This window comes from Colwellia aquaemaris, from assembly GCF_057548755.1.
In genome coordinates, this window is the sequence record NZ_BAAJLV010000003.1 from 465,918 (window position 1) to 479,669 (window position 13,752).

The 13,752-nt window shown below is 38.4% G+C and carries 14 protein-coding genes; 5 read left to right on the forward strand and 9 right to left on the reverse strand.

The window, feature by feature from the left end; genetic code table 11:
• Positions 1-6: 6 nt before the first annotated feature.
• The 3 genes from nirJ to AC27HL_RS11615 all read left to right on the forward strand — a co-directional run bounded on the left by nirJ (position 7) and on the right by AC27HL_RS11615 (position 3,901).
• A complete protein-coding gene (gene nirJ / locus AC27HL_RS11605; protein WP_487081153.1) occupies positions 7-1,203 on the forward strand; it encodes a heme d1 biosynthesis radical SAM protein NirJ in 1,197 nt (398 codons plus the stop codon).
• A 150-nt stretch (positions 1,204-1,353) separates the two neighbouring features.
• Complete coding sequence (gene cobA / locus AC27HL_RS11610) at positions 1,354-2,241, forward strand: uroporphyrinogen-III C-methyltransferase (protein ID WP_487081154.1); 888 nt, start codon at positions 1,354-1,356, stop codon at positions 2,239-2,241.
• A 49-nt stretch (positions 2,242-2,290) separates the two neighbouring features.
• The gene (locus tag AC27HL_RS11615) at positions 2,291-3,901 is read left to right on the forward strand and encodes a cytochrome D1 domain-containing protein (protein WP_487081155.1); all 1,611 of its coding nucleotides are present in this window, start codon (positions 2,291-2,293) and stop codon (positions 3,899-3,901) included.
• A 96-nt stretch (positions 3,902-3,997) separates the two neighbouring features.
• Here AC27HL_RS11615 and bcp read toward each other — a convergent pair whose 3' ends face one another.
• Positions 3,998-4,471, reverse strand: a complete 474-nt coding sequence (gene bcp / locus AC27HL_RS11620) for a thioredoxin-dependent thiol peroxidase (RefSeq protein ID WP_487081156.1) — start codon at positions 4,469-4,471, stop codon at positions 3,998-4,000.
• Between the two features lie 9 nt (positions 4,472-4,480).
• Entirely contained in the window at positions 4,481-5,008 is a 528-nt protein-coding gene (locus AC27HL_RS11625; RefSeq protein WP_487081157.1) for a glycine cleavage system transcriptional repressor, read from the reverse strand.
• Between the two features lie 342 nt (positions 5,009-5,350).
• Between AC27HL_RS11625 and bamC the strand changes: the two genes are divergently transcribed.
• Entirely contained in the window at positions 5,351-6,436 is a 1,086-nt protein-coding gene (bamC, locus tag AC27HL_RS11630; protein WP_487081158.1) for an NlpB/DapX family lipoprotein, read from the forward strand.
• Between the two features lie 72 nt (positions 6,437-6,508).
• Here bamC and AC27HL_RS11635 read toward each other — a convergent pair whose 3' ends face one another.
• The 7 genes from AC27HL_RS11635 to AC27HL_RS11665 form a co-directional block, all read right to left on the reverse strand.
• Complete coding sequence (locus tag AC27HL_RS11635) at positions 6,509-6,712, reverse strand: hypothetical protein (protein WP_487081159.1); 204 nt, start codon at positions 6,710-6,712, stop codon at positions 6,509-6,511.
• A gap of 30 nt (positions 6,713-6,742) precedes the next feature.
• Positions 6,743-7,438: a M15 family metallopeptidase gene (locus AC27HL_RS11640; protein ID WP_487081160.1), complete on the reverse strand. Its 696-nt coding sequence runs from the start codon at positions 7,436-7,438 to the stop codon at positions 6,743-6,745.
• Positions 7,439-7,452: 14 nt separating this feature from the next.
• Positions 7,453-8,598, reverse strand: coding sequence for a succinyl-diaminopimelate desuccinylase (dapE, locus tag AC27HL_RS11645; RefSeq protein ID WP_487081161.1), 1,146 nt, complete (start codon positions 8,596-8,598; stop codon positions 7,453-7,455).
• 33 nt (positions 8,599-8,631) lie between these two features.
• On the reverse strand, positions 8,632-8,976 hold the full coding sequence (locus AC27HL_RS11650) for an arsenate reductase (RefSeq protein ID WP_487081162.1): 345 nt from the start codon (positions 8,974-8,976) through the stop codon (positions 8,632-8,634).
• Between the two features lie 13 nt (positions 8,977-8,989).
• Positions 8,990-9,370, reverse strand: a complete 381-nt coding sequence (locus AC27HL_RS11655; RefSeq protein WP_487081163.1) for an ACT domain-containing protein — start codon at positions 9,368-9,370, stop codon at positions 8,990-8,992.
• Positions 9,371-9,834: 464 nt separating this feature from the next.
• Positions 9,835-11,943, reverse strand: a complete 2,109-nt coding sequence (gene pta, locus AC27HL_RS11660) for a phosphate acetyltransferase (RefSeq protein ID WP_487081164.1) — start codon at positions 11,941-11,943, stop codon at positions 9,835-9,837.
• A gap of 2 nt (positions 11,944-11,945) precedes the next feature.
• A complete protein-coding gene (locus AC27HL_RS11665; RefSeq protein ID WP_487081165.1) occupies positions 11,946-13,148 on the reverse strand; it encodes an acetate/propionate family kinase in 1,203 nt (400 codons plus the stop codon).
• A gap of 170 nt (positions 13,149-13,318) precedes the next feature.
• Here AC27HL_RS11665 and yfbV point away from each other — a divergent pair, with 170 nt between their 5' ends.
• Positions 13,319-13,750, forward strand: coding sequence for a terminus macrodomain insulation protein YfbV (gene yfbV, locus AC27HL_RS11670; protein ID WP_487081166.1), 432 nt, complete (start codon positions 13,319-13,321; stop codon positions 13,748-13,750).
• Positions 13,751-13,752 lie beyond the last annotated feature (2 nt).

Here is a 13,752-nt window from a genome sequence, read left to right on the forward strand (position 1 = left end):
AAGCAGATGTTTAGAATTTCACAATTATTAAAAACATTTCATGATGATTTACCGGCCAATAAAGCCCATAAAATGCCTGGACCTGTTGTTATTTGGAATTTAATACGACGTTGTAATTTACGTTGTAAGCATTGTTATTCAACATCGCTAGATATGGATTTCAAAGATGAGTTGAACACAGAGCAAGTCAAAGCAACCATTGATGATTTAAAAGTAGCAAAGGTTCCAGTACTTATTTTATCTGGTGGTGAGCCGTTAATGCGCCCCGATATATTTGAAATTACCGCATATGCGAAATCGAAAGGTTTTTATGTTGCACTGTCAACTAACGGTACCTTGATTGACGAGTCGAATATCGAGCAAATTAAAGCCGCTGATTATCAATATGTTGGTATTAGTATTGACGGTCTTGAAGAGTTTCATGATGAATTTCGTCAACAAAAAGGTAGCTTTAAACAATCAATGCAGGCACTAAAACTGTGCAAAGCCGCTGGAATTAAAGTCGGTATGCGCTTGTGTTTAACACAAGATAATTTTGCTGACTTACCCGCTATGCTTGATTTAATGGAAGAATACAAGGTTGATAAGTTCTACTTATCTCATTTGAATTATTCTGGGCGCGGTAAACGAAACGCAGAAAACGACGCGGTATTTAAAATGACCAAAGACGCTATGGAAATGCTATACGAGCGTGCTTGGTCACATATTTCTCAAGGTATAGATACTGATTTTGTTACCGGAAATAATGATGCGGATGGACCGTTTTTATTGCAATGGGTTGAAAAAAGATTTGGTGATAAGTACCCAGACAGAATCGAAAATTTAAAACAACGACTCATTAATTGGGGCGGCAATTCTAGCGGCATCAATGTTGCTAATATTGATAACACCGGCACAATTCACCCAGATACTTATTGGTGGAATCATCCTATTGGCAACGTAAAAACTGAGAAGTTTTCTGATGTTTGGCGTGATACACAAGATCCACTTATGCTAGGTTTTAGGCAAAGCCCGCGTCCGGTTAAAGGTCGTTGTGCAAAATGTCAGTACTTGAATATTTGTGGTGGTAATACTCGCACCAGAGCGTTTGCACAATCAAATGATGCTTGGGCAGAAGACCCGGGGTGTTACTTAACTGATGCTGAAATTGGTGTGCAAGCAATACATTCTGAGTGTGCTGAAATTCCAGTAGTTGAAGTATAAGCACATTTTTTAGTGAGTGTGCGGTAATTTTAAAACACGCTTACTACAGTTAACTTAGTTTATTTAAAGCTAAGTTATTGAAATATAGTTTTATAAATTTAGTGGCTAGCATTTTATAATTGCAAGATAGCCGACAAGGTAACGTATAAAATGACACAGTTATCGATTGATAAAGTATCGAGTGAAAAACAAATGAACACAGATGTATTAAGTAAGTTAACGAAAAAATCATTCTTGCAATCTGGTGAAGTCGCTCTTGTTGGCTCAGGTCCTGGTGATGCTGAATTGCTAACAATAAGAGCATTGCGTTTTATTGAGCAAGCGGACGTTGCAATTTATGATCGTTTGGTCAGTGATGAAATTATGGCTTTGTTACCGGATGATTGTGAACGCTTTTACGTTGGTAAAGAGCAAGCAAAACACTGTGTTCCGCAGGGTAAAATTAATGAGTTGTTGGTGCAATATGCACAACAAGGTCGCAAAGTATTGCGCTTAAAAGGTGGTGACCCATTTATTTTCGGGCGTGGTGGCGAAGAAGCTGAATTTTTATTACAACACGGTATTAGCTGTCATGTTTGTCCTGGTATTACCGCGGCATCGGGTTGTACTACTTACGCTGGTATTCCACTAACGCATCGTGGCGTAGCGCAAGGTTGTACCTTTATCACCGGCCATATGCAAAATGATGGTCAGTTAAATCTTCCTTGGCAAAGTTTAAGCAGTGATGCTCAAACCGTGGTGTTTTATATGGGCATTAATACCTTGCCTAGTATTACCGAGCAACTAATTAAGCACGGTAGAGCAGCAAGCACACCTGCAGCGCTAATCCGTAAAGGTACGCAGCCTGAGCAACAAATTTTCCGTGGAAATATTTCTAACTTAGCTGAATTAGTTGAAAAGCACCAAATAACACCGCCAACCTTAATTGTAATTGGTGATGTTGTTAATCAACTAACAGACAGCACATTAGCAAAACCAGGCTTTTTAGACGCAAAAACGTATCAGACGCAAATGCAGTTATCGGCAAAAGCTGGATAAGAATCTAAAAAATTTGAAATTAATTTGTTTAATTGCGAAGTGTGAAGTCATGTTAGAAACAAAGTTAAGTTGCTTAAAATATATGCCAAAACTGATGAAGAGCGTTATTTTCTCATCAATTTTGGTGTTGCCATCGGTTGTTAGCGCTCAAGAACAAAGTGCTGAGTCGCTTTATCAAGAGCATTGCCAAAGTTGTCATGGTGTTGACCGAATGGGTGCTATGGGGCCTGCATTGTTCCCTGAAAACCTGTCTCGACTACGCAAAAACAAAGCGACCAAGGTTATTCAAAATGGTCGTGTAGCAACGCAAATGCCATCATTTAGTGAAAAGTTAACTGTCGAGCAAACTAAGCAATTAGTTGACTATATTTATACTAAGCCAAAAACTGAGTTAACTTGGTCAATGGCGGATATTACAGCCAGTAATATTCAGCACTTTGATCAAGCTAAGTTACCTAATAAGCCGCATTTCGAAGCCGATTTAATGAATTTGTTTATCGTTGTGGAATTAGGTGATCATTCCGCTACTTTGCTAAATGGCGATACGTTTGAACCAATCACGCGTTTTAAAACTCGCTTTGCATTACATGGTGGTCCAAAATATTCTCCAGATGGTCGCTATGTTTATTTTGCTTCTCGTGACGGCTGGATAAGTAAATACGATATCTACAACTTGAAAGTAGTTGCAGAAGTGCGCGCCGGTATTAATACTCGAAATATAGCGATATCGTCAGATGGTCAATATGCCATTATTGGTAATTATCTTCCGCATAACGTTGTTATCCTCAACACCAAAGATTTATCACCGGTTAAATCAATTGCAACGGTCGATAGTGAAGGTGTCAGCTCTCGTGTTAGTGCGGTTTACAATGCTCCACCACGCCATAGCTTTATTGTCGCTTTAAAAGATGTGAAAGAAGTATGGGAAATTCCATATAGCGATAAAGGCGGCGTAGAAGTATTTAAAGGCTGGGCGCATGACTATCGTAAAGACAGCGGTGAAGGAAAAGTGGAAAACTGGAAAGTGGATGAGCAGTTTCCAGTTAGAAGAATACGTACGGCTGATTTTTTAGATGACTTTTTCTTTGACCCAGAGTATATCAATTTAATTGGTGCATCGCGCGATAGTCATACAGGCCAAGTGATTAACCTTGATGCTAAAAAGAAAGTGGCAACCATTCCAATGGCAGGCATGCCGCATTTGGGCTCAGGCATTACTTGGGACTATCAAGGAAAAACGGTTTTTGCTTCACCGAATATTAAAGAAGGGCTGGTAACTGTTATCGACATGGATAACTGGACAGTTATCAAAGAAATTGAAACTTTAGGCCCTGGCTTCTTTATGCGTAGCCACAGCAATTCACCTTACGCTTGGGTTGATGTGTTCTTCGGTCCAAATAAAAACAAAGTGCATGTTATCGATAAAAACACCTTGGAAATTGTTAAAACGTTAGCACCTGTAGAAAATAAAACGGCAGCGCATGTTGAGTTTACAAAAGACGGTAAATACGTATTGTTGAGCATTTGGGATAAAGACGGTGCGGTAATTATTTACGATGCCAATACTTTAAAAGAAATTAAACGCTTACCGATGAAGAAGCCTTCGGGTAAATATAACGTCTTTAACAAAATTAATTATGAAAAGGGCACCAGCCATTAATTGTTAAGGTAATTAAACGATATTTACAATGAAAAAAAGGCGAAACAACATTGTTGTTTCGCCTTTTTAAATTTTAACCGAATGAGTTGCTACATTCTAATTTAGATTATTTAGTACATCTAAAACCACTTGATGATGATCTTTGGTTTTAAACTTATTAAAAACATGAGCGATTTTACCGTCAAGACCAATTAAGAAACTTAAGCGATGAATACCGTCATATTCACGGCCCATGAATTTCTTTAAGCCCCAAACGCCAAAAGCATCGGCGACGCTATGGTCTGGATCTGATAATAAGGTGAAGTTAAGCTCATCACGTTGACAAAACTTAGCAAGGCGTTTTGGTTCATCTGGGCTAATACCAAAAACGTGTGTGTTTAAAGCGTCAAGTTCGTTTTTACTGTCGCGTAATGCTTGTGCCTGCACTGTACAACCCGGTGTCATCGCTTTCGGGTAAAAATATACTAGAATTTGCTTTTTACCGATAAAGTCGGCAAGGTTTACCTCTTGCTCGTTTTCATCTTTTAATGAGAATAGGGGGGCTTGTTCACCAACGGTTATTGTTTTCATAGTATTCCTTTAAAATAAATTTGATTGCACGCTTTTAATGCAGCCTTGTACATCAAACTGTTCACATAATTCGACAAAATCACTTTCCAACTGTTCTATGCTGGTATTTTCCCGTAAAGCAATTAATATTGCTGCACTCATATGGTTAGTTTCTTGATTAATTTCTGACTTTAATGATGAAATATCTATATTGCGGGTAGCAAAAAATGCCGTTACTGCTTTTAAAATTCCAGGTTGATCGATACCAGCATAGTTGGCTTGATAGTGATGAACGAAATCGCGTTCGCGATAACCTGAAGTTCTTTTCATCATGGTAATTAATTCAAGTTCATGAGCAACCCCAGGGAGTTTACTTTCTAACTGGTAGATGGCTTTATTAGTGCCATTAAGCAACATAATGAGGGTAAACTCTAAACCAAATATCGCCATTCTACTGTCAATGATGTTACAACCACATTCACTAGCAAGCTTGGTTAAATCGCTAACGCTACCGGTACGATCGGGTCCCATTGCCGTTAAGACTAAATACTCACTCATTTAAAAACCTAGTTACCTCAAAAAACGTTATTGTAACGTATATTTAAAATTTAAAAACTAACTAATTTTTTGATTTATTGTTATAAAAACGCCCGAGTATCTTGTGTTTGGTTTTTCAGGCAAGTACCATGGTGCGCTGATTAATTTGCTGCTGTTTTCACGGCTCCCTAGATTAAGTAAAAATATGGGGAACTTAGCTAAGTCTCAGTAATCAAAACGGCGTATATATTAAATTTTAACGTTGGTTATTGGTCAAATGTGGCAGTTAAAGACATTAATCAAGATTATTATAAAAGCAAAATTACATTTAAAAGATTCAGGTTTGTATCCTCGGGAGTGTTAATGAATCGCAAGATATTTTATTTTTCATTATTAAGTATTGCTGTGGCAAGTTGTGGCACGATTAATAATAAGCAAGCAGTAGGCGATTTTGAGTACGCAAATCAAAAGCAAGCAAAAGTATTAGCAATACCTGTTGGGCTTGATAAGCCATTTCAAGCGAGCACATATGCGGTTTCAGATAACATAAATACACAAGGGCCAATTGGTGAAAACGTTGACGTAAGAGCGCCTTCTTTAGTTTTACCCATAGCTGCTTCAACGCGTGTAGAGAACAACTCAGCTCAAGCAAAAGTATGGTTTGACCAAGTACTAGAAGATAGCGACCTTAAAATATTTATTGTTGACGCCCTTAAAGCACAATTAGCATCTGATAATGTCGAATTAAAGAGAACAGATAAGTTAGGCCGCGTTTATGAATCTGATTGGTATCATAATGAAGTAGAAGAGGGAACTTGGCCATTTAAGTCAGTGGCAATCTCTGAAAGTATGCGTTACCGCTATACCTTAGAAGATAAATCTCATGGTCGAAGTGCGGCGTTAAAAGTTGAATTAATTGAGTATTTAAAAACAGATCAAAGTGGTGGCAGCAAGCGCATTGACCCAATTGACCAGCAACGTGCTGAAATGAACATGCTCAATGAAGTGATTTCTCAGGTTGATTACCAATATCGCTTAAAACAACAAGAAAACCGTTTGCTTCGAGCAAATCAAAAATTTGTTAGTTTAGGTGAAAACAGTAAATCTGAAGCGGCTTATATTGTTGAGATCAGCGCTGATTTGTTGTGGTCAAATTTACCGCTATTCTTTGAAGATCATGGTTTTAGTATTAATGATCTCAATGAGACAGATAAAGTTTATTTTGTTGATTATATTCAGCCAGAATCTAGCTTGTGGGATAGTATTTGGGGCGATGACCTACCTGTTGTTGATATTCCAAATGGCAAATACCAGTTTAAAGTTGAAAGTGCTGACGAGAAATCAACGGTAACTATTTATAATGAGCAAGGTGTTGCATTACCAGCAAGTAGCTTAGAAAAAATATTTGAGGTAATGGAACCAGGGTTATCATTTAAAGATGCGTTTTAAGTTAGAAAACTTAAACCTTGGCTAAAACAAAAAAACTCCGTAATTCGGAGTTTTTTTGTTTTAGCAAGTTAATTAATGTGATTTTTTTGAGAAAGTTTCTTTTTTAACTTCTGACTTATTTGACCTAGGCAGTGTTTCTTTTAAGTCATTTAGGCCTTTTTTACGTAATGGTGTTTTGGCACTTTTTTGAAAAGTACTAAAATTACCAATTAAAATGGCTAAGGCAATAATGATGATAATTGGTGTTAGCCAACTTTCAGTCAATATATTACTCATATATATGCTCCAACCTGCTTAGCAGAATTGTTATGAAATATTCGTTATATTTTCGGTAGCAACATTGCTGATATAGCGTTGATACAGCTCTGGCAGCAATTGTAATAATTGTTTCTTGCCTTGTATATCACTTTCAGAAATTACCCGTGCTAAGAGCGCAATGCTGTGCAGTTTTTGGTATTGACTGGCTACGGGCTGATAAGATAAATGCCAAGGCTCTGTGGCCACACCACCGCGAAACTTATTGTAGGGAAAATAAAAGCCAAAGCTTGCAGCATTTTTGTTTAGCCAAACCGTTAATGGATAAAAAGGCCCGTTGCTTTGATATTCCCATGGCTCTAATTGCAATGTTTGCCCATCGGCTAATAAATTTGGTGCATAAACGTCGATATCACAACCCCAATGGTGTCTGCTGGCTCCCGGCAGTGCCGAAAACAACATAATGGCGTGAATTTTTTCTATGTCATTTAGCTTTGAAATCTCGATTGGCTCATTGTCTTGGTTTTTAACTGGCAAATTGCCAGTAAATTTATTTTGCCAAATGGTTAATTGCCGAGAAAAGTTTCGAAAGCCACTTGCTATGCGCAGGTCTATGTTGTCGATTTTGGCTGCCTTGACCATTTTAGTGTATGCGTCAGTCATTTCATGGTGAATACCGACTTTATCACTAAGCCAATGTATGTGGCGGTCAGTTTGCCCGGTTAATATCAATTCAAGTTCTGTCATAACTTAGCTGCCACTTAGCTGTCGCCAAGGACATTAACCAATGTTTGGTAATATACCTGAGTTAGCGTGATCAGATCTTCAACCGACACACTTTCGTTAACCTGATGAATTGTGGCATTACAAGGGCCTAATTCCACAACTTGAGCACCGGTAGGTGCAATAAAACGACCATCAGAAGTGCCGCCACTTGTTGAGAGTTCCGCACTAATATTTGTACAGCTTTTTATAGCCTTGGTGACCGAATCAACGAGTGTGCCTGGCTCAGTAATAAATGGTTGACCATTAAAGGTCCAGTTAATTTCGTAATCTAATTTATGTCGAGTTAATAGTGCATTAACTTTATCTACAATCATATCAGCGCTTAATTCGGTACTATAGCGTAAGTTAAACCAGGCGGTTAAATGTCCGGGTACAACATTGGTAGCGCCTGTGCCAGATTGGATATTAGACAATTGAAAGCTTGTAGGTGGGAAGTATTTATTGCCATTATCCCAGTGTAATTGGCTTAACTCTGCTAATACCGGCATAGCTAAGTGAATAGGGTTATTAACATGCTCTGGGTAGGCAACATGACCCTGTTTGCCGTGTATATGCAATTCGCCGGAAATAGAGCCGCGTCGACCATTTTTGACCACATCACCTAATTGATTTGTACTTGATGGCTCACCAACAATGCAATAATCGATCTTTTCATTGCGATCTTCCAGCGTGTCTATTACTCGTGTGGTGCCATTAATAAATGGTCCTTCTTCATCACTGGTGATCAAAAATGCAATAGAGCCTTTATGATCAGGATAGTCGGTGACAAAACGTTCGGTAGCCACAATCATTGCAGCTAAACTGCCTTTCATATCGGCTGCGCCGCGACCATATAGCATGCCGTCTTTAATTGTGGCTTGAAACGGTGGTGTTTGCCATAACTCCAAATTTCCAGCAGGTACTACATCGGTATGACCGGCAAAACAAAATACTGGACCACTGTTGCCACGACGAGACCAAAGGTTTGTTGTATCCTCAAATATCATAGACTCATTATTAAAGCCAATCGCAGAGAGGCGTTCACTCATTAATACTTGGCAACCACAATCTTGGGGTGTCACTGAAGGGCGATTAATCAAGGCCTGAGTGAGTGCGATTGTTTGATCATTATGAATTGTCATTATTGCTATCTAATCTTTTTAGTCTAGCTATGCTTAGCTAAATATTGCTTGGTAGTTGTCTGCTTTAAAGCCAACCGTTATTTTACCATCTTTAAGCAAGACTGGGCGTTTGATCAATGTTGGTTGTTCAAGCATTGCTTGAAATACATTTTCTTTTGTTAAGTTGCTTTTAATGCTTTCATCTAAATTTCTGTAGGTGGTACTACGCTTATTAAGTAATTCATTGAAATCAATAAGCTGGAAAAGCTGTGCTAATAAAGATTCAGTAAAGCCGTCTTTTCTAAAGTCGTGAAAATTGTAGTCAATGTTATTTGCAGTTAACCATTTTTGTGTTTTTTTTACTGTATCGCAGTTGTGAATGCCGTAAAGCGTTGTCATAAGGTGTCCAAATTTAAATTACTTGATAATTATTGTTAATAAGCGCTGTTTTTGCTGCAGCAAATTTGTTTGATTTAACCAGCACATAGTCAGTGTCGAAAGTAGAAATGGCGAAAATACTAATTTTCTCATTAGCTAATACCGTTGAAATACTCGACATAATACCCGTTAAGGAAAAATCTAATGGCCCAACAACTTCAAATGCTTGCCAATCTCGTTCAACTTCTTCGCTGTCAATTTCGATAGCTTCGGGTAAAACGATTGATATTTCATCATAGGTTTTTGCTAAGAAAAATATTGGTGCGTTAAAAACAGCATCGGGTATTGAGCTTTCACGCCTAAGGCTATGAATGGCAAAAGTTTCATTTAAATGACGTAGCGTTAAATTGCTCATAGTTTAAATAGGCTTAGTTCATAGGTGATATAGATACTATAGCGGTTAAAGGTCAGGAACTCTAGCGTTTATGGCTTAGGTAAATGTTTGTTAAGTAAATAGTGAACGCATAAATTGTTGTGGTTAACCAGTACAAATAGGGAGCTTAGGAAGCATATGCTGGATTTGCTCAGTATTATTAAGTTTTATGCTTGTTATTTTGCCAATTTTATGCGTTTGAATGTGAAGTAGATTAGACAATGATATCCACATAACTTGTGGGTATCATTGTGAATAACTAATGTTTAACTGTTTAAGTTATTGTATTTTAATTATATTTATATGTGGTTAAAAAGTGCCACCTATAAAATTGATGGTTATTTTTTAGGTAAGTTGTCAAAATAACTGCTTGGGACTGGAATAAGTAGAAGATCTCTTTATCTACAAAAGAGATCTTCAGTATTTCAAGTTTTTATGCTGTAGAACTACATTTGTGCTTGAATAGCCGTCAATGCAATTGTATAAACGATATCGTCAACTAATGCTCCTCGCGAAAGGTCATTAACTGGCTTACGCATACCTTGTAGCATAGGGCCAATGCTTACTAAATCAGCAGAACGTTGTACCGCTTTATAGGTAGTGTTACCGGTATTTAAGTCAGGAAAAACAAATACATTTGCTTGCCCAGCTACTGGGCTATTAGGTGCTTTCTTACGGGCAACATTTTCCATAATGGCGGCATCGTATTGCAGAGGGCCGTCAATTATAAGATCAGGTCTTTTTTCCTGTGCGATTTTGGTGGCCATTGCCACTTTTTCTACGTCAGCGCCAAAGCCTGATGTACCTGTGCTGTAGCTGATCATGGCGACTTTTGGTTCGATGCCAAATTGTATAGCAGAGTCTGCTGATTGAATGGCAATATCTGCAAGTTGTTCCGCATTAGGTTCAGGATTAATTGCACAATCACCATAAATAAGCACTTGATCAGGCAAAAGCATAAAGAAAATAGATGAAACAAGTGAGCTACCTTCAGCAGTTTTAATTAATTGCAAGGCAGGCCGTATGGTATTGGCCGTGGTATTAACCGCACCAGATACTAAACCATCAACTTGTCCTAGTTGCAGCATCATAGTTGCTAAGGCAACATTATCTTTAAGCTCTTGCTTAGCAACGACTTCGGTTAAGCCTTTGGCTTTTCTCAGTTCAACCATAGGTGCGACATAATTATCGCGAATATTGTCAGGGTCAGTAATTAACAAGCCTGAAGGTAAGCTGATGCCTTGCTGCTCGGCAATTCGTAAAATGGTTTCTTTATCACCAATTAACTGACAGCGGGCAATATTGCGTTCAACACAAATAGCAGCGGCTTTTATGGTGCGAATATCAGTTCCCTCTGGCAATACAATTAATTTATTTGCCTGACGTGCTAACTCGGTTAATTTGTGTCTAAATGCTGGTGGTGACATTTTGTCACTAATCGTCGATTTATTACTTAACTGGGTTAACCAGTCGTTAGCCAAATTATCTGCGACATATTCTTTAACCTTGTCTTGGCGTTGCACGTCATCTTGCGGAATTTCAGGGTTAAAATTCATTAAGTGGCGGGAAGTTTGCCAAGTATCCCAAGGTACAGATAATACCGGTAAACCAGCGTCGAGAGCTTGTTTGCAGAGGTTTAATATGTTCTCGTTAGGTACGTAGCCATTAGTTAATACCAATGCCGATACTTTGGTGCCGTTTAGTGCAGACAAACACGTGGCAATAATAATATCAGTACGATCGCCGGGAGTTACTATGAGCCGACTTGGTTGTAAGTGACTCATTAAATTACCAACACTGCGTGCGCAAAAGCTAATGCTACGAATACGGCGATGTTCCATATCGCCACTGTTGATAATGTCGGCGTTTAAATAGTTTGCAATATCTAATACTCGTGGCGCGATAAGATCCATTTCCCATGGCACGGTACCGAGTAAATCGAAATGTCTATTTTTAAAGATAGACAAGTTGATCAGCGGCGTTAAATCTAAGGCTTGGTTGAATTCATTTTCTCTTGGAAGTAAGCCATATTCGTCTTTATCTGGAGAATTGATTTTATTAACGATACAGCCGATTAATTTGGGGTTTTTAATACCACCAAAAGTTTCTGCGCTCACTTCAATTCGATCTTCAAACTCTTCAACTGAGTCGTTATCTTGTGCTGCTACTAAGACAATTTCGGCCGATAGTGCTTGAGCTACGTCACGATTAATACGTCCTGCGTATGGTTGGCGAGTTGTTGGTATTAGTCCTTCAATGATGACGACATCATGAGCTTTATCAACAGCATTAAAATTCTCAACTATTTGCTCTAGCACAACATCGTGATGACCATCCCCCATTTGTTGTTCGACATAAGACAAGGCAATTGAATCAGAGGTTGGGGCTGTGGCGTCTTTGCTAGCATTGGCACGGCGATTTCTCGCGGGTTGCGAAATGGGTTTAAAATGACCAACATTTATGCCTTTTTGTTGGCAAGCATGAACAAGCCCGAGAGCAATACTGCTTAATCCGACACCAAAACCTGCTGGAATTAACATAATACGATGTGCCATGATTATGACTCCTGACTTAATAATTGAAAGGTTTGCTCTGCAATTACCCATTCTTCGTTAGTGGCGATAACCCAAGCTGCACGAGAACTCTCACTGGTAATGCGACCAGACTTACCAAATCGATTTTCGACATTTGCGTCAACGTCGGTGGTAAAATTAAGTAAGGTTAATTGTGACAGCACTTTTTCACGAATAATATCTGAGTTTTCTCCAATACCACCAGTAAAAATAATGCCATCTAGTTCAGTTAAACTAGCAGTAAATGACGCAATTGATTTAGCAATACGGTAGCAAAATACGTCGAGTGCAAGCGCGGCCTGTGGGTTGTTATCTTCTAAATAAGCACTTTCAATGGTTCTACAATCATTACTTAATTGTGAAACGCCAAGTAAACCACTCTTTTTATTAAGTAAGGTATCAACCTCTTCAACACTGTAATTAAGCTGATTGACTAAATGGAAAATAATGCCGGGATCTACGTCACCGCTACGTGTGCCCATCATTACACCTTCTAATGGTGTCATACCTAAGCTAGTGTCAACACTTTTGCCATTTTTAATTGCTGCTACACTACAACCATTGCCTAAATGAGCGCTAATAAAGCTACATTGCTCTAAAGGCTTATCGAGCATTTTTGCTGCTTGCTGAGCAACAAAGTAATGGCTTGTACCATGAAAGCCGTACCGTCTTATGCCATGTTCCTTGTATAGGCTATAGGGAATACCATAAATAAAGGCTTTTTCAGGCATAGTTTGATGGAATGCGGTATCAAAAATTGCCACTTGCGGTAAACTTGCAAAGGCAGACTCTGCCGCAGAAATGCCAATTAAATTGGCTGGGTTATGTAAAGGTGCTAATCGCGCAAGTTTCTCTATTGCGGCTTTTACATCGTTGTCAATTAAGGTTGGCTGGCAATACGTTTCACCGCCATGTACAACGCGATGACCAATTGCCGAGATGCAATCAACTAACTCCTGAGCAGTTAAAAAACTAACAAGTGCTTTAATCGCTGCTTGATGATCAAATGGTGTAGGGACTTGCTGCTGTTGCTTTTTACCATCATATTTAATTTTTATAGTGGCTTGCTCTGATAGCAAACGCTCTGCTAAACCAGACAATAGTGTGTTACCATTTTCTGGGGTGATTAATGAAAATTTTAATGATGAACTGCCGCAGTTTAAAACTAGAATGAAATTATTTTTCATGATTAACAAAATGCCGTCTTTACAATATCTTAATGGCGTTCATTATAGTGCAATAATTTGTTAAAAGTGTTGATGTTGTGCAATAAAATGTAATTGAACTAGGTCTTTTAACTAAGTTATTAACAACTTTGTGCTATCTTTTAATTAAACCTTGTTGTAGTGTGTCGCCTATGAAGTTATCTGTATTTGAAATTATCACACTTGGCCGAAAGTATATGAACTTATGGCCTGTTCGCGCTGAACTTGAGCAGTATTTTGCCGACTATCAGGCAGTAAAAATTAGCCGTTTAGTCTGCAAAGTTATGCCGGGATTAGCCTTGTTTTGCTTTATAATGCAAATTTACTTTGGCTCAACCAGTGTTTTACCTCAAGCGTTATTATATAGTTTTTGTATTTTAAGCTTTCCATTACAAGCGTTAATTTTTATGGGGGTAAAAGCGGATAAATTTCTCCCTCCAGGCTTAGCTAATTGGTATAAAGAAAGTGTTGCTAAAGTTAATCAGGGTGGAGGTGATGTAAAATTATCAACACAACGCCCACGCTATTTAGATTTGGCTTACTTGCTAAACTTAACATTCCAAGATAAGCAGAACTCTCATTAATC